Annotated in this window: 22 protein-coding genes, 3 pseudogenes and 1 riboswitch; of the genes and pseudogenes, 15 read left to right on the top strand and 10 right to left on the bottom strand. The window is 37.4% G+C overall.

Annotated elements, in window-relative coordinates; translation table 11 throughout:
* The first annotated feature begins 101 nt into the window (after positions 1-101).
* The 4 genes and pseudogenes from SPD89_RS07680 to SPD89_RS07665 all read left to right on the top strand — a co-directional run bounded on the left by SPD89_RS07680 (position 102) and on the right by SPD89_RS07665 (position 2,339).
* Positions 102-749, top strand: a complete 648-nt coding sequence (locus SPD89_RS07680) for a class I SAM-dependent methyltransferase (protein WP_336261372.1) — start codon at positions 102-104, stop codon at positions 747-749.
* Positions 750-869: 120 nt separating this feature from the next.
* Positions 870-1,684: pseudogene (locus SPD89_RS07675) on the top strand (metallophosphoesterase).
* 65 nt (positions 1,685-1,749) lie between these two features.
* Positions 1,750-1,908 (top strand): annotated as a pseudogene (locus SPD89_RS07670) (PspC domain-containing protein); the annotation flags it as partial.
* A 32-nt stretch (positions 1,909-1,940) separates the two neighbouring features.
* Positions 1,941-2,339 carry a GyrI-like domain-containing protein gene (locus tag SPD89_RS07665; RefSeq protein WP_336261371.1) on the top strand — a complete coding sequence of 133 codons (399 nt, stop codon included), beginning with the start codon at positions 1,941-1,943 and terminating at the stop codon, positions 2,337-2,339.
* Between the two features lie 154 nt (positions 2,340-2,493).
* Here the strand turns inward: SPD89_RS07665 and SPD89_RS07660 are convergent, their stop codons facing one another.
* The gene (locus SPD89_RS07660) at positions 2,494-3,036 is read right to left on the bottom strand and encodes a cupin domain-containing protein (protein ID WP_336261370.1); all 543 of its coding nucleotides are present in this window, start codon (positions 3,034-3,036) and stop codon (positions 2,494-2,496) included.
* A gap of 294 nt (positions 3,037-3,330) precedes the next feature.
* Here SPD89_RS07660 and SPD89_RS07655 point away from each other — a divergent pair, with 294 nt between their 5' ends.
* The 10 genes and pseudogenes from SPD89_RS07655 to SPD89_RS07610 all read left to right on the top strand — a co-directional run bounded on the left by SPD89_RS07655 (position 3,331) and on the right by SPD89_RS07610 (position 11,959).
* The gene (locus tag SPD89_RS07655) at positions 3,331-3,705 is read left to right on the top strand and encodes a phospholipase A2 family protein (protein WP_336261369.1); all 375 of its coding nucleotides are present in this window, start codon (positions 3,331-3,333) and stop codon (positions 3,703-3,705) included.
* A 1,020-nt stretch (positions 3,706-4,725) separates the two neighbouring features.
* Positions 4,726-4,825, top strand: a riboswitch (purine riboswitch).
* Positions 4,826-4,918: 93 nt separating this feature from the next.
* Complete coding sequence (locus SPD89_RS07650) at positions 4,919-6,088, top strand: MFS transporter (RefSeq protein ID WP_336261368.1); 1,170 nt, start codon at positions 4,919-4,921, stop codon at positions 6,086-6,088.
* A 210-nt stretch (positions 6,089-6,298) separates the two neighbouring features.
* Positions 6,299-7,225 (top strand): WD40/YVTN/BNR-like repeat-containing protein, encoded by a 927-nt coding sequence (locus SPD89_RS07645; protein WP_336261367.1) that lies wholly within the window; start codon positions 6,299-6,301, stop codon positions 7,223-7,225.
* A complete protein-coding gene (locus tag SPD89_RS07640) occupies positions 7,212-8,081 on the top strand; it encodes a hypothetical protein (protein ID WP_336261366.1) in 870 nt (289 codons plus the stop codon). Before SPD89_RS07645 ends, SPD89_RS07640 begins: the two co-directional genes overlap by 14 nt.
* A gap of 76 nt (positions 8,082-8,157) precedes the next feature.
* The gene (locus SPD89_RS07635; RefSeq protein ID WP_336261365.1) at positions 8,158-8,586 is read left to right on the top strand and encodes a GNAT family N-acetyltransferase; all 429 of its coding nucleotides are present in this window, start codon (positions 8,158-8,160) and stop codon (positions 8,584-8,586) included.
* A 19-nt stretch (positions 8,587-8,605) separates the two neighbouring features.
* Positions 8,606-9,208: pseudogene (locus SPD89_RS07630) on the top strand (nucleotidyltransferase family protein).
* Complete coding sequence (locus tag SPD89_RS07625; protein ID WP_336261364.1) at positions 9,205-9,876, top strand: HAD family hydrolase; 672 nt, start codon at positions 9,205-9,207, stop codon at positions 9,874-9,876. Before SPD89_RS07630 ends, SPD89_RS07625 begins: the two are co-directional and overlap by 4 nt.
* A gap of 138 nt (positions 9,877-10,014) precedes the next feature.
* Positions 10,015-10,173 (top strand): DUF6440 family protein, encoded by a 159-nt coding sequence (locus SPD89_RS07620; protein WP_336261362.1) that lies wholly within the window; start codon positions 10,015-10,017, stop codon positions 10,171-10,173.
* Between the two features lie 214 nt (positions 10,174-10,387).
* The gene (locus SPD89_RS07615) at positions 10,388-11,656 is read left to right on the top strand and encodes an Rpn family recombination-promoting nuclease/putative transposase (RefSeq protein ID WP_336261361.1); all 1,269 of its coding nucleotides are present in this window, start codon (positions 10,388-10,390) and stop codon (positions 11,654-11,656) included.
* Between the two features lie 90 nt (positions 11,657-11,746).
* Positions 11,747-11,959: a hypothetical protein gene (locus tag SPD89_RS07610; protein ID WP_336261360.1), complete on the top strand. Its 213-nt coding sequence runs from the start codon at positions 11,747-11,749 to the stop codon at positions 11,957-11,959.
* A 4-nt stretch (positions 11,960-11,963) separates the two neighbouring features.
* Here the strand turns inward: SPD89_RS07610 and SPD89_RS07605 are convergent, their stop codons facing one another.
* The 9 genes from SPD89_RS07605 to SPD89_RS07565 form a co-directional block, all read right to left on the bottom strand.
* Complete coding sequence (locus tag SPD89_RS07605) at positions 11,964-12,593, bottom strand: nucleotidyltransferase family protein (RefSeq protein ID WP_336261358.1); 630 nt, start codon at positions 12,591-12,593, stop codon at positions 11,964-11,966.
* Positions 12,594-12,606: 13 nt separating this feature from the next.
* Positions 12,607-13,410, bottom strand: a complete 804-nt coding sequence (locus SPD89_RS07600) for an XdhC family protein (RefSeq protein ID WP_336261357.1) — start codon at positions 13,408-13,410, stop codon at positions 12,607-12,609.
* Positions 13,407-13,742, bottom strand: a complete 336-nt coding sequence (locus SPD89_RS07595; RefSeq protein ID WP_336261356.1) for an XdhC family protein — start codon at positions 13,740-13,742, stop codon at positions 13,407-13,409. Before SPD89_RS07595 ends, SPD89_RS07600 begins: the two co-directional genes overlap by 4 nt.
* A 1-nt stretch (position 13,743) precedes the next feature.
* Entirely contained in the window at positions 13,744-14,964 is a 1,221-nt protein-coding gene (locus SPD89_RS07590) for a vWA domain-containing protein (RefSeq protein ID WP_336261355.1), read from the bottom strand.
* Positions 14,964-15,824, bottom strand: a complete 861-nt coding sequence (locus tag SPD89_RS07585) for an AAA family ATPase (protein ID WP_336261354.1) — start codon at positions 15,822-15,824, stop codon at positions 14,964-14,966. Before SPD89_RS07585 ends, SPD89_RS07590 begins: the two co-directional genes overlap by 1 nt.
* Positions 15,825-16,393: 569 nt before the next feature.
* Positions 16,394-17,251, bottom strand: coding sequence for an FAD binding domain-containing protein (locus tag SPD89_RS07580; RefSeq protein ID WP_336261353.1), 858 nt, complete (start codon positions 17,249-17,251; stop codon positions 16,394-16,396).
* Positions 17,248-19,596 carry a xanthine dehydrogenase family protein molybdopterin-binding subunit gene (locus SPD89_RS07575; protein WP_336261352.1) on the bottom strand — a complete coding sequence of 783 codons (2,349 nt, stop codon included), beginning with the start codon at positions 19,594-19,596 and terminating at the stop codon, positions 17,248-17,250. Before SPD89_RS07575 ends, SPD89_RS07580 begins: the two co-directional genes overlap by 4 nt.
* A gap of 3 nt (positions 19,597-19,599) precedes the next feature.
* Positions 19,600-20,130: a (2Fe-2S)-binding protein gene (locus SPD89_RS07570; protein ID WP_336261351.1), complete on the bottom strand. Its 531-nt coding sequence runs from the start codon at positions 20,128-20,130 to the stop codon at positions 19,600-19,602.
* 58 nt (positions 20,131-20,188) lie between these two features.
* Positions 20,189-20,632 carry a CoxG family protein gene (locus tag SPD89_RS07565; protein ID WP_336261350.1) on the bottom strand — a complete coding sequence of 148 codons (444 nt, stop codon included), beginning with the start codon at positions 20,630-20,632 and terminating at the stop codon, positions 20,189-20,191.
* 298 nt (positions 20,633-20,930) lie between these two features.
* Between SPD89_RS07565 and SPD89_RS07560 the strand changes: the two genes are divergently transcribed.
* Complete coding sequence (locus SPD89_RS07560) at positions 20,931-22,781, top strand: sigma-54-dependent Fis family transcriptional regulator (protein WP_336261349.1); 1,851 nt, start codon at positions 20,931-20,933, stop codon at positions 22,779-22,781.
* The last annotated feature ends 66 nt before the right edge of the window (positions 22,782-22,847 follow it).

The raw sequence follows: 22,847 nt of genomic DNA, 5'->3' as shown, positions 1-22,847 counted from the left end.
TGATAATAACTGTAAAGTTGAATATCAAGTGTTGGATTTGTCTTGCGGAACGGGACTTTATCTTGGCAGATAAGAAAGTATAAAACTTTCCTACTGCATAAGTGCAACTAAGGCTTTCGCCAAGGCTTGGCGATAAGCCAAGTTTTCTAAAAAAACAAATTGATTACTTTAAAAGAGATAATATTAAATGGTATGGTCTTGATGCTTCAAAAGAGATGTTGGAAATAGCTAAAAAAAGATTAGAAAAAGTTGCTTTAACTTATGGTTATGCTGAAGAAATGCCATATCAATCTGGTATGTTTGATTTTATTTCCAATAATTATGCCTTCCATCATTACAAAAATAAAAGCCAAGCATTAGATGAGATCTATCGTGTGTTAATAGAAGGAGGAATTTTTAAACTACATAATATTGCTATTCATGAAATGCAAAAATGGTGGCTGTATCACTATTTTCCAACTGCCTATTATGAAGACTTAAAAAGATTTTGGAATATTGAAGTTATTTTTAACGAGTTAACAAGTAGAGATTTTGAAGTAGACGTTCAAATCGAGTATCAAATGACTAACATAAAGGTAGCCGACTATTTACACTATGTTTTGAACAAAGATATTTCAGTTCTAAACTTAATAAATGATAAAGATTATGAAGAAGGGTTGGAAAGGATTCAGTTTGATATAAAAAAGAATCCCGAGAAGACTATTGTAAATGACTTTGCAGAGTTATTTTGTATTGCAAAGAAACTATAAGTTAGTTTGAAACATAGGGTTGGACTGCTTACTATTTTTAACTTTCTACTTGGAAAAATACGATAATAATAAACCTTAGAGCTAGCAGTTAACTGGGGTGTAAATTTTGAAAAAAGACTGATATATATTTTGTTGGGATTAATTTTATTAACGAGTTTTTTTAACTTTCAAAACAATTCGGTTGTAGTAACTGAATATGACTTCAAATCGGACAACATACCAAAAAATTTTAATGGATATAAAATTGTTCAGTTGTCTGACCTTCATAGTAAATCATTCGGAAAAAATCAAATTAAACTGATTACAAAAGTACAAAAACCCGATCCAGATATAATTGTACTTACCGGGGACTTAGTTGACTCTAAAAACTACAATGAAAAAATTAGTCTTGTTTTAATGGAAGAATTAATTGGAATCGCTCCAGTATACTATGTGACTGGAAATCACGAGTGGTGGTCTGGGACTTTTGATTCATTAGAAGATAAACTCCAAAATGTAGGCATACATATTTTGAGAAATACTATTGCAGAAATTAAAAGTGATGATGATAAAATCTATCTTCTGGGAATTGATGATCCTGAAATCAAGAATGGAAACGAGTCAGAGCAAGCGATAGCGGAGGAAGCTCTACAATCTTTTAAAGGAGTTGGTGAAGAAAAAAGTATTAACATTTTATTGTCTCATCGACCAGAGTTGTTATCATTATATGCGCAATTTAATATGGATATAGTTTTATCGGGTCATGCACATGGAGGTCAGTTTCGATTTCCTTTTGTTGGTGATTGGTTGCACCAAATCAAGGTGTCTTTCCGGAGTATACTTCCGGAAAACATGAAACGAAGGATACAACGATGATTGTGAATAGAGGATTAAGTAATAGTATTATCCCCATAAGGATTTTTAATCGACCAGAAATAGTTGTTGTAACATTGTAAGTGCATTAAAAAGTTCTCGGGAGAAGATGGAGATCACTACTATGAAACGATAATTAAGGAAATCATCAAGCGATAAAGTTTTATCTGGAGTGTGCGGAGGGCTAGCCGAATATTTTGGGATTCCTTCTATTGCGGTAAGATTAATATTCATTTTCATCCCAGCAAATCTAGTAATTTATCTAATATTTGCCTTTTCTCTTCCTGATAGTCCTCTAACGTTATAAAAACAAATTTTAGAAAAAGGAGACGTGAAAAAATGAGATTGTATTTGGTTAACTCTATTCGGACAAATAATTTTACAGATAAGGAAGTGATGGGGAAAATTCAAACGATGTGGGAGGAAGCTTATCGTAGTCTTAAGCAATATCAAAATAGTATATATGGAATTTACTATGACTATGAGAGTGATTATAAAGGAGATTATTCCTTAAGTGTTGCAATTGAAGATGAATTTGGAGAATCATTTATTGAAATACCAGCAAAAAAGAAATATGAAATTTATAAAGTTGATACTACGGATGAACAAGGCATTTTAAACACTTGGAGTAAAATATGGGAAGAGGAAGAAGCAGGAGTACTAAAGAGAGCCTACTCATATGATTTTGAAAAGTACTTTCCTAATGGAGAGATTGAAATACATATCGCCATAAAGTGATTCTGTCGAAGAACGGGAATGGTGGAAATGAGTGGATGAATTTTCAGAAAATTTTGCTAGAGAGTAAAAAATTAATTCGTAACAGAAAGTACGATTCAACCTGTATAAATTATCTTAATGGTGATCGTACTTTCCCCTTTTAACTCTTATTTTATTAATAATTTTCTTCTTCAGCCATTGCTTCTGCTTTCGTTTGATGTACGGTTCCGAATGGATGTTCCGGAGGCGCATAAATAGTATATAGTTTAAGTGCTTGGTTTCCTGTATTCGTTACGTTATGCCATGTTCCTGCTGGGACCATAATAGCATCATCTTCACGAACCGATCGTTCAAATGTTAAATTATTTCTTGAATTACCCATTTGAACAAATCCATGCCCTTCTTCAATTCGTAAAAACTGATCAGTATCTGGATGAACCTCTAAACCAATGTCTTCGCCTATGCCTATACTCATTACAGTAACTTGTAAATGATCTCCGGTCCATATAGCAGTTCGAAATGTATGATTTTGTTCTGCAGTCTGTTCGATATTAACGACATATGGTTCTTTGCCATGATCTCTTAATTGAATCCATTGGTCATCATTCCTTCGTGACCAATAATGATTTGGGTTATTCTGCATACTTTGGTATATATTTTGTCTCTGACAGTTGCACATTGGCAAATGACCGTAATATGGGTATGGAGCATAGTACATTTTTTAATCAATCCTTTCTAAGATATAGATATATTTTATGTACTATGTATAGGAAAGGTGAATCGCCTAAGGGTTGTGAAATAATCGTGTACACCCTGCTCAATTTGAGTTAAGCGTAGGTTTAAAAAAATAAGATTTTCACGTGCAAGTAAATAGAGAGAAAAAACTTTACATCTTAATCGGAGCGATTCGACCTGCGTGGGAAAACTTCATAATTGAAAAAAAGCGAAGCAGCATGATATATTAAATAATAGATTTTTTAATGAACTTATGTATAATGATGGAAGTATTAAGTTGGATATAGTAGCTGCTGAATCAAATGGTTTGCAACCGGAAACTCTAAATGTGATTAATATTATTAACAATATGGAAGATTTTGAGGTTAAAGATGGAGAAATAAGTACGTTTGATTTTGCATTTCCCATAGGTAATTATGGTCGATATTGCGGAAAAGGAAATAAAGGTGGATCACCTATTGATGATTTGGATAGGGCTTGTCAGGTACATGATGGTTGTTTTCTAGGATTTAAAAATACGTCCACTAAGAATAAGCAATGTAACCAAAGATTTGTAAAAGCATTATTACCTATTATACAAGCAAATAGTGAATTTACTAAAAAGGGAGCATATGCGCGGGTTGCAGCATATCTGTTTACGAAATATATGTGACTTCTTATTTAGGCACTATCCGGAAGCGATTGACAAATTATAAGAAGAACATTTAAAATTGATGGTATTAAATATAGACGGATCCAGTTGTTGCATTATCAGAGGTATGCGCCTGAATCGTTCAATTGAGTCACGGAAAGGGGCAGATAAAATGGATTTGTGGTTTATGATTAAAGAGCGTTACATGCTCTTTTCCATTCTTTTAATTATTATATTTATAAGCCTGTTTTTCCTCTTAGCCACTTTGAAAAAGCATTCTGATATACCTAAAAGTCTAATAGTAATAATAACTACAATTTGTTTGGTCATCATTCTTTTATCAATACTCGCTTTAGTATTTGCGGTTTCTTTTGGATATAATTCTTGAGGAGTATTACCGTAACAGGGCACGATTGTTTAATGAATTTATTTAGAAAAGAGTAGCATTTGCTATTCTTTTTTTATGTGTGCTAGGCATGGCGACTATCTAAGTGGTGAAAGTCCACTGTGGGGGTTACACATCAACCAACCACTAGAGAAACGCAAGGTGCTTATCGTGAGGTAAGGGCTGAAGGAAGCGTGTATACAAAATCTTGGCTCGACGAACAGAAATCTGATACCAAGGCTCTATAGGCGATAAGGCTCCATAACAAGTCAAAGTCCAATAAGATGTGCGTAATCCTGTAGAGTAGATTAGGCGAGTAAAAGAGGAAAGATAGTTGTCTTACCCTGGGAGGTCTCACGAACAGCTCAGGAGTGAAAGCTGGTCGAAAAAGGTTTATCGTGAGAAGTCAGCCGAAGCCATAGTAGTGATGTATATCATGAAGGGCTAAACAATTTATAGTGTTTCTACGCCATGATTGCATGAAATCGTGTACACCCTGCTCAATTTGAGTTAAGCGTAGGTTTAAAAAAATTAAGATTTTCACGTGCAAGTAAATAGAGAGAAAAAACTTTACATCTTAATGCTTCGGAGCGATCCGACCTGCGTGGGAAAACTTCATAATTGAAAAAAGCGAAGCATCATGATATATTAAATAATAGATTTTTTAATGAACATTATGTATAACCTCAAAAATATGGTTTGAGGGTCTCTACCAGGAACCGTTAAATCCTGACTACAAACAATGCCAATTGTAGTTGGGTTTTTTTTATGTCTTTTTCTTCTTGAATTTATGGGTATATTATAAAAACATATAGAAATTTTTTGATGGTAGGATTTGGGGGATTTTTTATGAATTTTAAAGTTATTATATTAGCAATAACTGCAGTTACAGTTGGATTGGTGGAATTAATTGTAGGAGGAATTTTACCAATTATCGCTTCGGATTTAACTGTAACAATTGGAACAGCAGGACAACTGATTACCGTATTTGCTCTAGTTTATGCTATTTCTGGTCCTGTATTGTTAACATTAACAGCGAAAATTGAACGAAAAAAGTTATATCTTATTGCTTTAACAATATTTTTTTTAGGAAACTTAATGACTTATTTTAGTCCAACTTATACATTAGTAATGATTGCAAGAGTGATTACAGCGATGAGTGCTGCTTTAGTTATTGTACTTTCATTAACGATAGCTCCGAAGATTGTGGAACCCGCTCATCAAGGGAAAGCAATTGGTTTAGTATATATGGGAATAAGTTCAGCACTAGTGATAGGGGTTCCAATTGGGATTTTACTTACAAATGCGTTCGGTTGGCGTTCAGTTTTTCTCGGAATTGCCGTGTTGACAATTGGTTCTGGAATTCTAATTTATACATTTTTAGAACAAATACCATCCGGGAATGTACTCGCAATATCTACACAGATTAAAGCGCTAGGAAATTTGAAAATTGTTGGGGCACATTTGGCACTAATGTTCATGTTAGCAGGCCATTATACACTGTATGCATATTTTACGCCTTTTTTAGAGACTACTCTAAATTTAAGTCCAACATGGATAAGTATTAGTTATTTTTTATTTGGTCTTGCAGCCGTATCTGGAGGAGCACTTGGAGGAACACTGTCAGATCGAATCGGTTCGCCGAAAAGCATTTTAATTGTTATTAGTTCCTTTGCTATAATTTTATATGTTCTTCCATACGCAACATTTTCATTTCCTGTATTTCTTGTTGTAATGGTAATTTGGGGAGTACTTAGCTGGGCTTTAACGCCACCGATGCAAAGTTACGTTATCCAGACAGATCCTGAATCTTCTGATATCCACCAGAGCCTTAATAACTCAGCTTTGCAGCTAGGAATTGCCCTAGGATCTGGAATTGGAGGAATTACACTTGGTCATTTTAATTCTGTAGTAAGTACCGCTCATGTAGGTTCGGGAGTTGTCGTAATTGCTTTTTTATGTGCGATTTATTCGTTAACGAGGCAATCTAGTGTCACCCAAACGGAAGGGTCAAAATAGATTGGTAACCATAGCGCTTTTCCTTTAAAACATACTGCTCATCTATTCCTAAGTTTTGGAATCTGAGCATATGTTTTTATTTTGTTGGCAATTAGTCGGATTACTCAGAATTTACTATTTCTATGTGAACAATAAGTGTGAAAATATGGTAAAATGAATGTTAGTTTGTTAGAAAGCGAAGTGTTTAGATAAAAAACGAGGAGTTTACTCATGAAAAAAGTCATTCTTGCACTATCAATAATAATGATGATCGGATTAAGTATCGGCATATATGTTAATGAAAGACAAGGGAAAATCACGTTTCCGTATGTAAGTGAGCTAAATGACAGTCAGCAGAATACGGTAGATGAATTAGAACCATCTAGAGAAGAGACTCTACAACCGGTAAACTCTAATACGATTGATTATTCTTTACAAAATGATGCACTTCATATTACATACAATCAAGGGAATGATTGGGTAAAAGTCCCCGTTGAAAAAGAGATCTTATTTGCAGGAGAGTATAGTGGAAATAAACAAGAATTAATTGATGGTAGCTATGTGCTTATAGAAGATCGTGCTGCCTTTTTATATGCTGATGGAGATAGGATCGTAATGAAACATTCTACAAATCAGGGAGAAACATGGGATGATAGTCTGATTGCACAACCTTTCCCACCGATTCGATTTAGAAAATTAGACTTTTTAAATGATCAGTTTGGCTATGCGATCATTTCAGGAGATCGAACGATGTCACAGGAATACTCTGCTGTTTTTTTAACGCATGATGGTGGGACGAGTTGGGAGCAAACGAATGACTCCGGTAATACAAGATTAATTTCAGATGGAGGTTTCGTCAATGAAACTACAGGATTTTTATCTTATGGAACAATTAATCCTGAAGAACCAGATTTCTATGTAACTAAAGATGGTGGTAATACATGGAATCAAGCAGTGCTTAATATCCCAGAAAAGTATCATAAAATTTTCGTTACTGCTGAAGTTCCAACGACGGAAGGAGAGCATTTAGCAGTATTAGTAAATCAGGGACCTAATGGTGACTATAAAGGTGGAAACGTAAAAGGAAAGTTCATTTCAGAAGACAACGGAAAAACATGGGATTTTTTGATGGAGGTACAGCCAAGTGAAGAAGAATAAGAAAAAACGAATCAAAATAATTGGCTATATTCTCTTTCTTTTTGCAATTGCGTTTTTTTGTCTTCAAATGGGTTACTTACTTGTTCATGCTAAATATCAAGTAGAGTATGCTGACAACCGTCTGTTTTACTTCATTAATATTATATGTGTTCTCTGTTTACTATTATCCATTTTACTCATATTTAACTTCACAAAAACATTTAAGTTATTAGCATCTAGTATGATAGGACTCTTCATTATTGGTAATATACTTCTACTTATTATAAGTAATAACCAAGTTAACAATATTATTAGTATCTCACCTAGTTTTAAGAATGTTTTATCTATTAAAGAAAAAGTAGATAGTGGGGATGCTGTTTATTATAGGGTTCATTATGGTATTCTGGCTCGTCCAAAAGAAAAGTTACCATATGAAACAGTTGGCGAATTTAATGTAGAATGGCTAGCAAATGATGTAGCAGCCGTAACATATAAAGCCAAAAACAATACGATTCAGCAGTTTATCGGTACGTATGGTGACCGAGGAAATGGTATTTCTTATTATTATGTAGGAGCTGAAATTAACGGACAATGGCAGGCAGATAATGCAGAAGTTATAAGTAATACAGAAGGCATTTCTGTTACTACAAATGGTAAAACGGAATTGTTTAAATGGGAAAACATTGTTCAATACGGGACATTGGCTGTTGTTTTAAAGGAAAATGATGAAGCAGTTTGGACGATATCTTTAAATGAAAATTTTGAGGTGCAATCAGATGCATCCCAACCAACTGAAGGAAATATTAGTTTATATAGGGCGGCTTTAGAAGAAAAGCAGCTGCCGATAATTCTTCAGTATAAAGGTCGTGATTATTGAAATATATATAAACATTTTCCAATAATTCACAATTAGTTATTGTTGTCAAAAAAAATTATTTCAGGAGGCGAACAGATTGATCAGGAAAGCTATCGAAAGTGATATTAGTCAAATGGCAAAGCTGATGGGCGAGTTAGGATATCCAACTACGAAAGAGGAGATGGAACAGCGTTTTTCAAAAATAAATTCTTGTCATCTTTATAGTACACAAGTAGCCGAGGTTAATGAAAAAATTGTAGGGATGATCGGAATGATATTAGGATATCATTACGAGAAAAATGATAATTATGTAAGAATTGTAGCATTAGTAGTTGAATCTGATTATAGAAAACAAGGGATTGGCAAAAAACTAATAATGGCAGCAGAAGAATGGGCAGACTATCAAGGTGCAAATAGATTAGTATTAAATAGTGGAAACAGAAGTGAGCGTAGTGAAGCACATCAATTTTACACGAATAGAGGATTTGAGGCCAGAGCGACAGGATACTATAAAACACTTGATTAAAAATGAGGGGTTTTGTGTAATGATTAAAAATGAAGAAGATATTATAGTACTAATTGAAAAAGATAGATGGATGATGGAGGTATTAAAGTTTGCAAATTCTTTAAATTTACCTGATTGGTGGATTTGTGCAGGATTTGTTCGTTCAAAGATATGGGATCATGTACATGGTTTTAATAAGAGAACTCCCTTGCCAGACGTTGATGTAATTTTTTTTGATCCTTTAAATGTTAGTGATGTAACGGACAGAAAATTGGAGAAGTGATTATTTCTTTTGGCTCCTTCTATTCCATGGTCAGTTAAAAATCAGGCGAGGATGCACGTTGATAATGGAATTTCACCTTATACCTCTTCAGAAGACGCAATTTCAAAATTTCCTGAAACAGCAACAGCTTTAGGAGTAAAACTAGATGGAATAGATAGAGTTATTTTAACAGCTCCACACGGTATTCAAGATGCCGTCAACGTAACAATCAAGCCTACACCTTTTTTTATGGAAACAAAGGAAAGAATGTATATGTACGATAAAAGAGTAAGAAAAAAGAATTGGAATACTATTTGGTCTATGGTAAGAGTCCACGATATTGATCTTGAAATAAATGGTGAAAGCAGGAAAGAGTATTGATAAAATCAGTATTATTCGATTTAGATAATACGTTGTTAAATCGTGATGTATCCGTCAAAAAGTTTATAGAACTTCAATATGAACGTCTTCATAAATATATTGAGCGTGTTCCAAAAGAAAAATATATTACTAGATTTATAGAGCTGGATGACCGTGGCTACGTCTGGAAAGATAAGGTATACCAACAATTGACAGATGAATTGGCAATGGAAGCAATTTCATGGGAAGAGTTACTGCAAGATTATTTAGCTAATTTTAAATATTGCTGTGTCCCATTTAATCATCTAGTCGAAATGTTGGATGCGCTTAAAGGGTGTAATATCACTTTAGGGATGATTACAAACGGATATGGACAGTTTCAAATGGATAATATCAAAGCATTGGGAATTGAAGAAAAGTTTGAAGTGATATTAATTTCTGAATGGGAGGGAATCAAAAAGCCAAATCCTTTTATTTTCGAAAAAGCAGCTGAGCGGCTTGGTGCAATACCGAATCAATGTGTCTTTGTTGGAGATCATCCAATAAATGATATAAGAGCCGCAAATGAAGTTGGAATGAAAAGTATTTGGAAAAAAGATTCTCAATGGGATAGTTCTGAGGCGGACTTCAGCATTGATATATTAATAGAAATACCTTTAATCATTGAAAAGATCAATAAGTCAGTCTAAAGAAATTACTACGATGATAGTGAACAGAGGACTGGGGAATAGTATTATTTCTGTAGGAATATGTAAATCGACTAGAAATAGTTTTTTGATATAAAACTAAAACGGGAGTGGGTTTTAATAAGTAAGAAAAGATTTGAAGTGATCTATATGCAGGGAAAATTAGAAATTTTTAAAATCATCCGTGACAATGATACCGGCGTTCTTTATATGCTAAACCATACAGGCGCAGGGGGCGGTCTCACTGTTATGGTTGACCAAGAAGGAAATCCTTTAGTCGATGAAGGATTTAAAAAGTAGATAGGATATGGGATCCCTTTAATTGGAAACCATAATTAATTATTATTACATGTAAGTCAGCAAAATTCTATAGTGGTTATCACTTGTGATATGTATTAAGTGTCATTAAAAAGCATCACCTGATTCGGAACGTTTGTTCTTGATGATCGGTTAGTGTATACTATATATAGTATCATTTATTTGCAATCCCATCATATTAGAAGGAAGTGTTTATATGGCACAAACTGAATTAATTTATGAAAGTCCACCTACTTTTTTTCCTTTTTCTAGGGTACAAGAAGACACAAATAAATATAGTGAAAAAAAGAAAGAGACAAAAGAAAACAGAAGAACCGAGCTACTGAAACGGATTCCGTTAGAGAGGCTAATGGATTTAAAAATTGATTACGCTTTCAAACAACTCTTTGGAAACGAAAAGAACAAGAAAATCACCATTGAATTTTTAAATGCAATTTTACAAAAATCAGGAAGAAACAAAATTCAAGAGGTTACATTTTTGAATACGGAAACTGGCAGGGAGTACGAAGAAGATAAGGAATCTAGACTGGATTTATTAGTGTTAACGGACGCCAATGAGAGAATAAATGTAGAAATTCAATTTTCAAATAAGTATGATATGGTTAAGCGCTCCATTTACTACTGGTCTGGAATTTATTCTTCTCCCCTTGAGAAAGGTATGGAGTACAGGAAATTGCGACCAGTCATTGTTATTAACATCTTAAACTATAATATGATGTCTGAAATAGATTTATTTCATACGATATTTCATTTACGTGAAAGTACAAAAAACATTAAATTGACGGATGTAATGGAATTTCATTTCATTGAGATGACGAAGTTAATAAGAGACTGGAAAGCGGATAAGTTAGATCCCTGGAATAATGTGATGGCACGATGGCTTTTAATGCTTGGAATGGTCGATGGTAGAAACAAGAAAGTCTATGAAGAAATTTATGAAGAACTGGAGGAGATTGCCATGAAGGATGAAACGTTACGGGACGCTTTTGCACAATGGGAGGAGTTGAGTATGACGCAAGAGCAATTTTTAGCTTATCAATCTCGCTTAAAACGTTTGCTAGACGAAGAATCGTATCGTGAAACAATAAGATCAATGGAGGAGAACTTAGAAAGAAAGAAGAAATTGTATGAAAAAACGAAACAAGAAGCGGAACAAACGAAACAAAAAGCGGAACAAACGAAACAAAAAGCGGAACAAACGAAACAAAAAGCGGAACAAACGAAACAAAAAGCGGAACAAACGAAACAAGAAGCAGAACAAACGAAACAAGAGGTAGAACAAAAGGAACAAGAGATACAGCAAAGGGAACAAGATATTGAAAGAAAATCTCTAGAATTAAGACTAAGACTAGAAAAGACTGTTATTCGTTTATTAAATAAAGGGATGGATATTGACTTTATTATGGAAACCACTGGTCTTAGCAAAGAAAAAATCATTGAAATTCAATTTGAAAAGACAGAATAAAGCATTTAATTTTCCCGTTTATTTATATCAATTAGCTGGTAATACCCTTGATTTCAGTAAGTGAAAATACAGAAGAACAGATACGACAGTATGGAGACTATATATCATAAAGTAGCTGTAGCCTGTGAAAAAGATGAGAAGATATTTAATCAATTAAAGGATCGATTGTATGCGATCGTACTGGAAACGGACGGAATGGGTTGGAGTTATCACGATGGCATGAATGGTATCTATCACCGGGCATATTATACGACTTGCTATGATTCATTCTACCAACCCAAGAAGTATGCCCCAAATCCTTAATATATTAAGGTTTTGGGGTCTTAATTTGGGATTCCCATCTTTGTCTCGCTATTTCATAAGCTTTCGGTGTATCGATGTCAAAGATGGATCCGTCATCTGTAACAGGGAGTTCATAATAATTATTAATTTGTTTGATTAGTGATTTTGCTCCTTGATCCTGAGACAATTCATTGAAACTGATTTGTTTGACGTTACCGAAAAAGACAGGGTGTCCTTGGATGTTTTGATAAATAGGACGTACAACAAAAGGAGATTGCATTTTTCGCCCCCATTTATTTCCCTTTTCATAGATCTTAAGAATCGTTGTGTCTTTGATAAAGGGTTGATCCCCTAAAAATACCATGACATGTTTGGTTTGAATCGCCGCCACACCTATTTTCAAAGAGTGGCTTTGTCCGTAGGCATATTTCGGATTGAAAACCCAGCGACATCTTTCACCTTTCATGATGATATTATTTTGTATTTTTTCAGCGTCATGTCCAATAACGATAATTATTTTAGTAAAAGGGAAGGTTTTCACATTTTGGATGACACGTTTTAGTAACGCAGCACCACCTAAGTCGAGTAATTGTTTCGTTTGTCCCATTCTACTAGCTGTACCTGCAGCCAAAATCAATGCGGATATTGCGGTCATAATCAATTCACCTTTATTCTGCTAGTTTATAAGTTTCATCAGATTTATATTGTTCTCTTAACGACTTGCCAATTTTTTTATTTTTGAAAGCAATCATTTCCGAAACGATGCTGATTGCAATTTCTTCCGAGCCTTCCGCACCAATATCGAGACCAACCGGATTGTACAGTCGGGACAATGTTTCCTGCGAAAATTTTATTCCTTTTGACTCAAGCTCCCTTAACAATCGATTACACCTTTTCCGTGGTCCAAGTAAACCGACATACGGTGCCTTAGATTCCAAGGAAAAGTGTAAACAATCTCTGTCTTTATCCAAGTGGTGATTCATAATGATAATTAACGTCCGTTTATCGGGGGCAACCTTGTCTGCCAAATGTTCAGGTCGAGCAAGTATGATGTTTACCTCTGGAAACAGTTCTTCACTGGCAAAAGCTTCACGTTGATCAATCACAGTGACATCAAATCCACTATGTCGCGCAAATGATGCCACTGGAATTGCATCATGACCAGCACCAAAGATCATTACCTTGGGAGACGGAATATGCACATCGAGAAAAACAGAAATGGGTTTTCCTTTGATATCAAAAATGTGTGTTTTCGATTCTGGAACCATTTGTCGAAGCCTTTCTGACCCCAACTTAACGATCTTTTCATCTAGAAAAATATCTCCAAGGCTACCACGCATTTCACCATTTTCAGAAACAAACAATCTGCTTCCTTTGTGAATTATTTCTGAACCGTTAAGAATAGTGGCAAGCATTCCCGCTTGATCATTTTTGACACAATCGATCCATTTATTGAAAGGTTGTTGTTTCACGCATTTTTCACCTCCGATAAAGGTTCAATGTACAGTTGGACAATCCCTGGACAGCCTAAACCTAATCCCCATACTGTTTCTTCATCCATATCGTACTCTTTTAATAATGGTTCTCCATTTTCGATCACTTGTTGTGCCGTTATTACAACATCGGGTTCCAAACAACCACCGGAAATAACTCCAGTCGTTTTCCCATCTTCATCAACGAGCATTTTTGCTCCTTCACGTCGGTAAGCTGAGCCGGTAACTCCAACAACTGTAGCAAGAGCAGTCCGTTTGCCATTTTGGTAGGCCTGTTCCAATGCCTTGACGATATCTTTATTCTCTTTCAATTTATTCCCTCCTTAGTCTCAAGCATTGTGCCAAGTTATAAAAAGCTGTTACATCGTGTGCTTCTGCGAAAATATCTATATATTTAAGCGCGATTCGCATGCCACGTGCCAATGGTTCATATCCCGATTTACCTTTAAGCGGATTAAGCCAGATGATGCAATTTACCCGTTGTTTCAGTGTTCGCATTCCGTTTTCTAGTTCAATTAGTTCGCCACTTTCCAAACCATCGCTAAAGATAATGAATACAGTTTGTTTTGACAGTAGTTGGGGTTGTTCTTCTTGTATAACATTAGTTAGTGCTTCGCCGATACATGTGCCACCACCCCATTCTGAACCAAGATTTCGAAGTGATAGATTGTGAGGTGGATAAGCTTTCTTAAGTAAGTGAGTCACCCTCCTTACCTCAGTGGAAAATAGAAAAAGTTCCGTCCGTGCTGTTTCTCGATGTATTGCGGCAGCAAACTGCAAAAACAATTCCGTATATGGTGCCATTGAGCGACTTCCATCACATAATAAGACGAAACGTGCTTTGTTTTTACAGCGCTCAAATTTTGCTGGATTGATGGCATATCCACCTGTACTAATACTCTTTCTAAATGTCCGTCTTAAATCGATTCGTCTACCATTAGGTTGGGGTTGCCAACGCCGACTCGGTTTTAACCGTACGGAGTGGATAAACAAACGAGCAGCCTTTAATAAATCTGCATAGTGATCACTTGGAACAGAGACAGTTCTGATCTGTTTTGATGCGGTTTGACTTTGGAGCACTGCTTGTAAAAAAGAAGTTTCCTTTTTTTCAGTCATCCCATCAGAGCTATTTTTTTGTCCGATACGTTCAGTAGCGTCTGCTTCTTCACTTGCTATATTAGTTTCTATCACTTCATCATCGTTTTCGGTCGGTTTCTGCTCTTTTTCATCGTCTCTATTAGCATGGCTTCCATTTGCTCTATCTTTCAAATCATTCTCATTTTGCGTACCATGAAAAAATACTGTGAATAAATGTTCAAATCTATCTCTCTCCATACGTGTAGAGCAAAGTACTGTTCGTAAACCAAGAAAAACTTCTGCTTCATCGGATAAATGAAGCTTCTCAAGAGCACGAAAAGCTGCAATTGTTTCCTCGGTTGTGATGGTATAACCTTCAGCCCGTAAGTAGTAGATAAAACTATTCATATCTTTGAAAAATATCTGAGCAGCAGTCTCAATGTGTTTCGTTTCCATCATTCGACTTCACGCAGTATGTCTATATTTTCTGTAAGCAATTTCCAGTCATTGCGATCCTTTACAAGACAACCAAGTGTATCTGTAACGGCTAGTTCGTCATCATCTGCATTTACTAACATGGATAGTGCACGTGCCCAGTCGAGGCTTTCCGCTACTCCTGGTGGTTTGTAGAAAGGCAGGTCACGAAGTCTCTGCATTGTACTTGCAACTTGTTTTGCCAACCGTTTTTCGATTCCCGGTAATTTTGCTCGTAAGATGTCCGTTTCTTTTTCTATGTCTGGATAATCGATCCACTCGTACAAACATCTCCGCCTTAATGCGTCGCTTAGTTCTCGTGTGCGGTTTGATGTTAGAATTACGTATGGTTTATGTTGCGCCTTAATCGTGCCCCATTCAGGAATAGTCACTTGGAATTCGCCCAATACTTCAAGGAGGAATGCTTCAAAAGCCTCATCGGCACGGTCAATCTCATCAATAAGCAAGACTGGTGCCTTTTCATCCTCCGTTATGGCATCAAGCAATGGTCTTCGTAACAAAAACTGTTCATCAAATATATCTGGTGCTTTTTTCTCGTCTGTAGGAAAATCATTTTCGCTCATACGGATATAAAGCATTTGTTTTGGGTAGTTCCATTCATATAGCGCTGTTGTAGTATCAAGTCCTTCATAACATTGAAGACGGATTAGTTTCGTCTCAAGGACAGAGGCGAGGACTTTGGCGAGTTCTGTTTTTCCGACCCCCGCAGGACCTTCGACGAGTAACGGTTTTTCCAGTTCCATAACAAGTTGCAGTGTAACGGAAAGTGAACGATCAGCTATGTACCCTTGTTTATGCAATTTTTCTTGAATCAAAACCATTGCTTACCTCCTTTTTGAGTTATATGTAAGTATGAATATGATGTGAAGCAATGTTTTAATAGTATGAAAAGAAACTCGTTTTCGTTTTAATTTAGAGACTTTAACGACGGAGCGAGAAATCCTACTGCCCAACTTTAGGATACGTCGTAAGCTACCGAAAAATTTTTCCAGTAGGGACGCAAATTTAGCGAAAAAAGTAGGACGTGTGGGCTCTGAAACATAACTAATAAGACAAACCCAAGAGAAGAACAATGCACTAGTCTAGCTTAAGAAATATAAGTAGATCCTGTAGGCTAGAGGCGCTCACGTCCTGACTGTAACTACGCATTCGTCCCCCGTAAAGGTTGGCTACGCCGACACTAGTCGTCCTTGTCTTCATCGCTGTACATCGGAGGGGCATCGACCACATTAGGATGTGTGATGGATGTATATTTCCGAAGTGGGTTATATGCGCTTACTTTAGTTGGTATTTTTTGTTGATAAAAAATACATTTGTCTCAGTCCCTTAAAATTCGTCCTAAAACGCTATTTAGTCTGTAATGACGAAAACGAGTCGCCTCTTTACCATATCAAAACAGCAATTTATTTAGCGCTCGTTTCGTATAAACTTGGCACAAATGGTGGCGATATTCTTCGGAAGCGAATAGATCACTGCCCATTTCTTGTCCTTCTGTTGCTTTTTTAGCTGCTTCTTGAACTAAATCTTCTGTGGGCTTGTTACCAATCAATGTACGCTCCACTTCTTCTGCACGAAAAGCAATATCACCAACACCAGTAATACCAACACGAGCGTACGTAATCATCCCATCTTCCATTTGACCGATAGCCGCTGCAACACCAACAACTGCATAACCAGTCGCAGGATGAGCGTACTTCACGTAAGTGCTTTTCGCTTCTTTCGGTGGAATAGCAAATGAGACTGTTTTTAAGATGCTGTTTTCAGGAATTGCCGTGATGAGTGGACCAAGAAAAAAGTCTTCAGCTGTGAATGTTTCTGTGCCTTCTGTACTTTGTATATCAATATTGGCATCAAATGCTACGGCTAGAGCAGGAAGATCGGAAGCTGGATCAGCATGAGCAATATTGCCCCCAACTGTACCACGGTTTCGAACTTGGATGTCTCCGATGCTTGCTGCTGCTTCTGCAAGTGCAGGAATCGTTTCTTTCACAGTTGGATCCTTAGAAATTTCAGCATGGGTAGTTAATGCACCAATTTCCAAGCGGTCACCCTTTTGCTGGATACCTTTTAATTCAGGAATGCGGCTGATATCGATTAACTTTTCCAATGTCGTCAAACGAATTTTCATAAGAGGCAGTATACTGTGCCCTCCGGCAAGGACTGTTGCATCGCCTCCGCTCTCCTTCAGCAGACGAAGTGCTTCATCGACCGAGACAGCTCTTTCATATGCGAAAGTATTAGCAATCATTCCGTCTTCCTCCCATTCTGCAATACGCTCCATATTTTTTCTGGTGTAAGTGGCATATCGAGTTCTTTCACACCAAAAGGTTCCAACGCATCAATAACTGCATTAACGACTGCAGGTGTAGCTGCAATTGTACCAGTTTCTCCAATCCCTTTTACCCCGAGTTGATTTACCGGTGAAGGAGTTTCCGTAAATGCCGCTTCAAAATTCGGGAAAAATCTTGCTTTTGGCATCGTATAATCCATAAATGTACCAGAAAGCAATTGTCCTTGTTCGTTGTATACGGCACCTTCCCATAGAGCCTGCCCCACACCTTGTACGATGCCACCATGAACTTGACCTTCAGCTACCATTGGGTTAATGACCGGACCTGGATCGTCAACTGCGATGTAACGCTTGATTTCAATTTCGCCAGTTTCTGCATCAATTTCAACGATACAGGCATGAGCTCCGAATGGATATACAAAGTTGTCTGGATCGTAAAATGCCTGTTCTTCCAGTGCTGGTTCAATTCCATCTGGTAAATCCCATGCAACATAAGCCTGTAACGTAACGTCAGCGAAAGAAGCAGCTGAATCAGGAACACCCTTTACCTGAAATGATCCATCCACAAAATCGATATCCTCTTCTGCAGCTTCGAGCATGTGAGCAGCGATTTTTTTCGCTTTATTCAGTACCCGATCTGCAGCGATCGCTATGGCGGCTCCACCCACTGGTGTTGTACGAGAACCGTATGTACCCCAACCCATTGGGATTCGATCCGTATCACTATGAATCACTTCAATGTCCTCTTGTGGAATTCCAAATTTTTGTGAGACGATCTGCGCAAATGTAGTTTCTTCACCTTGACCGTGTGGAGAAGTACCGGTGAAAACGGACACCTTCCCCGTAGGATGAACCCGAATAGTCGCACTTTCCCACAAACCGCCTTGGAAACCAACCGCTCCCGCTACCTTTGAAGGACCAAGACCACAAATTTCCACATAGGTTGAAAAACCGACACCTATATATTTACCTTGATTTCTTGCTTCTTCTTGTTCCGATCGGAATTTTTCATAATCTAGCATCTCAAGCGCTTTATCAAGGGAACGTTCATAATCCCCGCTATCGTATTGTAAACCAAGAGCATTATCATATGGGAATTCGTCTTTTCCAATTAAGTTGCGGCGGCGAATTTCCAACGGATCCATGCCGATTTCATTTGCATATAAATCAACCATTCGTTCAATGAGATATGTTGCTTCTGGACGACCTGCCCCTCGATAAGCATCTGTAGGAGTCGTATTCGTAAACACACCGTAAGTTTCCACTTGTGCATGCTTAATTCTGTATGGTCCAGGTGTAATCAACCCGAATAAAATTGTTTCGACACCAGGTCCTGCTGTGGATAAATATGCTCCCATGTTGGCAATATTTTTGATTCTAAGTGCTTCGAATGTGCCATCACGTTTCCCAGCAAGTTCAACATCCAAAATAACATCACGACCGTGTGTTGTTGACAAGAAATGTTCGCTGCGATCTTCTGCCCATTTGATTGGACGGTTTAATTCACGTGCAGCGAAACCAACAAGTGCTTCACCCGGGTAAACTGCAATCTTACAACCGAAACCACCACCAACATCAACGGAAATGATTTGTAGCTTGGATTCTGGTATACCGAGCACACCAGAAAGAATAAAACGATGAATATGAGGATTTTGCGATGTACACCATATCGTCATATCACCACTCGCTGAATTATAATCGGCGACAGATGCACGCATTTCCATCGGATTCGGAATAAGTCGTTGTTGACGAAATCGTTGCTTAATGACGACTTCGGATTGGTCGAAAACTTCTTCTGCTACACTACCTGCTTTCCAATGGTATGCAAGATTGTTCTCGACACCGTCATGTAGTAATGTCGCATTGTCCGCCATTGCTTTTTCTTGGTCAACGTTTACCGGCAATGTTTCATATTCAACATCGATTAAATCGAGTGCATCTCTTGCAGCATAGCGACTTTCCGCGATAACCATTGCCACTGCATCCCCGACATAGCGAACTTTATCCATTGCGAGGGCTGGATGGTCTGGTGTTTGTATATTCGAGTCAGGCGGCAACCATGCTGTTGGAATCGGTTCCATTTTTCCTTGTAGGTCTTTACCGGTATAGATAGCGACTACACCGTCTGCTTGTTCCGCATTTACGGTGTTTATAGATTTAATATTTGCGTGGGCATGTGGACTTCTGAGCATCGCTGCATAAAGCATACCTGGCAACTGAATGTCATCAGTAAATTTGCCCTTACCTGTAATAAGCCTTGGATCTTCCCGCCTTTTTAGCGGTGTTCCAAAAATATTTGCCATTACTTAACTCTCCTCCTTTAGATCACTAACCATCACTGATAGTTTCTCTGCTTCTGATGAAGTCATCTTGTCTGAGGCATATTGAATTGCACGAACAATGTTTTCATACCCTGTACACCTACAAATAACACCTTCTAACCCATTACGGATTTCCGCTTCAGTTGGTTGTGGGTTATTTTTTAATAAATCAACAGCAGCGATCATTACGCCTGGAGTACAAAAGCCGCATTGTAACCCATGTTTTTCCCAAAACCCTTCTTGTATCGGATGTAAATCGTTCATTTCACCAAGACCTTCTACAGTTGTCACCTCGGCACCATCCACTTGAACTGCCAGTACAGTACATGACTTCACCGCTTCTCCGTTGAGAAGCACTGTACAAGCACCACATTGACTCGTGTCACAACCGATATGCGTGCCCGTCAAATTGAACGTATCGCGCAAAGCATGCACTAGTAACATCCTTGGTTCAATCTCCGCTTTCTTTTGCATGCCGTTTACTGTTATCGTCACTTCCACAGTCGGGTTTGACAATACCGACACCTCCTAAGAATATTAACTTCCAATTGCCCTTTCGCCTGACAAAACTATTTTAAGCAGACTGTTTCATTTCTTCAGCAACCGCTTTAAAAAATCTTCCTAAAATTAATTTGGCAACGCTCCCCATTACTCGTTGGCCAACTCTAGCTAATACTCCTGTCACATGCACATCGGCTACACAAGTTAAGGTCGTTCCATCCTCGGTTTCATTTAGGGTAATTAAAGCATCGGCATCAATTTCTCCCGGTTTTCCTTTTCCTTTAAGTAAGAGACGGTAAGATTCAGGCTCCTGTTGTTCGGATAAGCGAACCTTACCTTCGAAACTGCCTTTTACCGGGCCGATATCAATACCGAGTTCAGCTTGGTACAAATTAGCTTCGATTTGCTCAAATTCTCGGCAGCCGGGTAATGTTTTCTTAAGTACATCTTCATCTTGCAAATACGACCAAATCGTTTCCCTTTTAGCTTGAAAATAGTGGTTGTAATTGATTTGCAAACTAACGAACACCTCCTAACTGTCCTCATTTTTATCCTGTAAATGAAAGGTGGAATTATTTTACGTATTTGCGCCTCCTCATTCACATGTCTACTTTGCTGCTAATCCACGGTGTAGGGATTGGACTTTAATAATTATATATGCAATTATTGTGCCAATATTCGAACTAGCCAACAACACATCCCGTACGAGTAACCTTATTCAAAATGTTCCAAATTTTTGTATCATGGTACACTTGACTGAAACTATAATGGAACATATAATCAATGATAAGAATATTCAGAAAGGTGCGGGTAGGATGGAGAAGGACAAGTTATTACGTGTCTCATGGCATCGAAGTAGTTCTTATGGTGTCGATCCGGTACATGTTGAAGATAATGTGTTGTCAGACAAGCAGCTTAAGGAAAGAAAAGAACGGCTATCTTCTTTATTTACAGCGTGTACTCAAGTCTTAAGCGATTTGTATTTTCAGTTACGAAGATCTTTATTTATGGTACTTGTGTCTGATGTCGATGGATACATCGTGTTTTCTAAAGGAGATCCACCGTTTGTAACTCGTGCAAAAAAAGTTTGGTTACAATCAGGGGCTAACTGGAGTGAAAAGGTGAAAGGAACGAATGCAATCGGAACTGCATTATATGAAAATAAACCAATTCATATTATCGGCAGGGAACATTTCTCTCATAGTAATCATTTTTTAACATGTTATGCTGCACCGTTATACGATGCGAGAGGTAAGTTGCTCGGCGTTCTTGATGTGAGCGGTGATGTGCACCTTCACCATCCACGCACATTTGGAATGGTCATGGCGGCAGCGGAAGCATGCCAGACTCGATTGTTACTCCATAACCCAGGTCGTGAATTGACCTTACATATAAGAAAATCAGCGATGATTGCTAATTCATATGAAGGTGCTTTTATTGCTGTTAATGAGGAAGGGCTTGTCACGAGAATAAATCAATGTGCAGCTCGTATTTTCGAGGAATCGGAAGAAAAATGCATCGGTCAACCACTCAGTTCCTGGTTAATAAAAGAGCACGTAAATAAAATTCTATCTGGTAAACAACATGATATTTTTAAAGTCAAAATGAAACAAAACGAAACGTTATGGACAGTTGAAGCTATTAAAGATAATCGGAAGCGTACATATCGTTCAGTACTTACATTACCGACCAACTCTCAATTAAGTAAACAGGTTTCATTTACGGACAAAAAGTCGATATGGCATTGCCCAAAGGCGTATAAAACGTTGCAACTTGCCCGAAATATTGCACCTACTAATGCCTCCGTATATATTCGTGGGGAAACTGGGACTGGTAAGGAATTAATCGCCCGTGAAATTCATTTTGCTAGCCGAAGAACAGGACCGCTTGTCACTGTAAATTGTGGTGCCATACCTGAATCATTAATAGAATCTGAACTGTTTGGTTATGAAAAAGGCGCATTTACCGGTGCTAACAAACAAGGTCAGCGTGGAAAATTTCGCGATGCTGACAAAGGAACATTGTTCTTAGATGAAATCGGCGAGATGTCTTTCAGTTCCCAAGTGGTACTTCTACGAGTGCTAGAGGAAAAACGCATAACTCCAATTGGTTCACATCGTTCCATCCCGATTGATGTGCGGATAATTGCTGCTACCAACCGTAACTTAGTGAAAGACATTAACAACAACCAATTCCGTGCAGATCTTTATTACCGCTTGTGTGAAATCGAATTAACACTGTTACCACTTCGAGAACGAGAAGATTTACTTGACTTGTCACATCATTTTTTAAAAGAAATTGCTAGCGAAGTAAATGTGGATCAATTTATTTTAAGCGATACCGTACAAAAACAAATGAAGGCTTACCATTGGCCGGGAAACATTCGCGAACTACGCCATACATTACGCCAAGCCGCATACCAGGCTTACTTTCAACAAAACACGACTGTGATTCGCAGTGAACACATGCGTTTTCTCACAGGAACAACCCAACAAACCACAACATTCCACGACGAGGAAGCGACTATCGAGCAAGCCATCCTACAAGCTAATGGGAATATATCCAAAGCTGCAGAAAGTATTGGTATAGGTCGCACAACTTTATACCGCAAATTAAATATCTATCCAAGATTGAAAAAAATACGTAAAGAATTTAACCAAAAATAAAACGAATGCGTATAGAACAACCTTTCTAATCGTAGTCTACTAATATATACTTTAAATAAACTATTT

The sequence above is a fragment of the Pseudogracilibacillus sp. SO30301A genome (assembly GCF_037072025.1).
GTDB lineage: Bacteria > Bacillota > Bacilli > Bacillales > Amphibacillaceae > Pseudogracilibacillus.
The sequence above is the reverse complement of the archived record's forward strand: the minus strand, read 5'-3'. Positions and strand labels throughout refer to the sequence as shown.

Excerpts from the sequence above, each read along its gene's own strand:
- SPD89_RS07665 (WP_336261371.1), top strand. The coding sequence starts at position 1,941 with ATGAGATTGTATTTGGTTAACTCTATTCGGACAAATAATTTTACAGAT.
- SPD89_RS07660 (WP_336261370.1), bottom strand. The coding sequence starts at position 3,036 with ATGTACTATGCTCCATACCCATATTACGGTCATTTGCCAATGTGCAAC.
- SPD89_RS07650 (WP_336261368.1), top strand. The coding sequence starts at position 4,919 with ATGAATTTTAAAGTTATTATATTAGCAATAACTGCAGTTACAGTTGGA.
- SPD89_RS07645 (WP_336261367.1), top strand. The coding sequence starts at position 6,299 with ATGAAAAAAGTCATTCTTGCACTATCAATAATAATGATGATCGGATTA.
- SPD89_RS07615 (WP_336261361.1), top strand. The coding sequence starts at position 10,388 with ATGGCACAAACTGAATTAATTTATGAAAGTCCACCTACTTTTTTTCCT.
- SPD89_RS07610 (WP_336261360.1), top strand. The coding sequence starts at position 11,747 with ATGGAGACTATATATCATAAAGTAGCTGTAGCCTGTGAAAAAGATGAG.
- SPD89_RS07605 (WP_336261358.1), bottom strand. The coding sequence starts at position 12,593 with ATGACCGCAATATCCGCATTGATTTTGGCTGCAGGTACAGCTAGTAGA.
- SPD89_RS07590 (WP_336261355.1), bottom strand. The coding sequence starts at position 14,964 with ATGGAAACGAAACACATTGAGACTGCTGCTCAGATATTTTTCAAAGAT.
- SPD89_RS07585 (WP_336261354.1), bottom strand. The coding sequence starts at position 15,824 with ATGGTTTTGATTCAAGAAAAATTGCATAAACAAGGGTACATAGCTGAT.
- SPD89_RS07580 (WP_336261353.1), bottom strand. The coding sequence starts at position 17,251 with ATGATTGCTAATACTTTCGCATATGAAAGAGCTGTCTCGGTCGATGAA.
- SPD89_RS07575 (WP_336261352.1), bottom strand. The coding sequence starts at position 19,596 with ATGGCAAATATTTTTGGAACACCGCTAAAAAGGCGGGAAGATCCAAGG.
- SPD89_RS07560 (WP_336261349.1), top strand. The coding sequence starts at position 20,931 with ATGGAGAAGGACAAGTTATTACGTGTCTCATGGCATCGAAGTAGTTCT.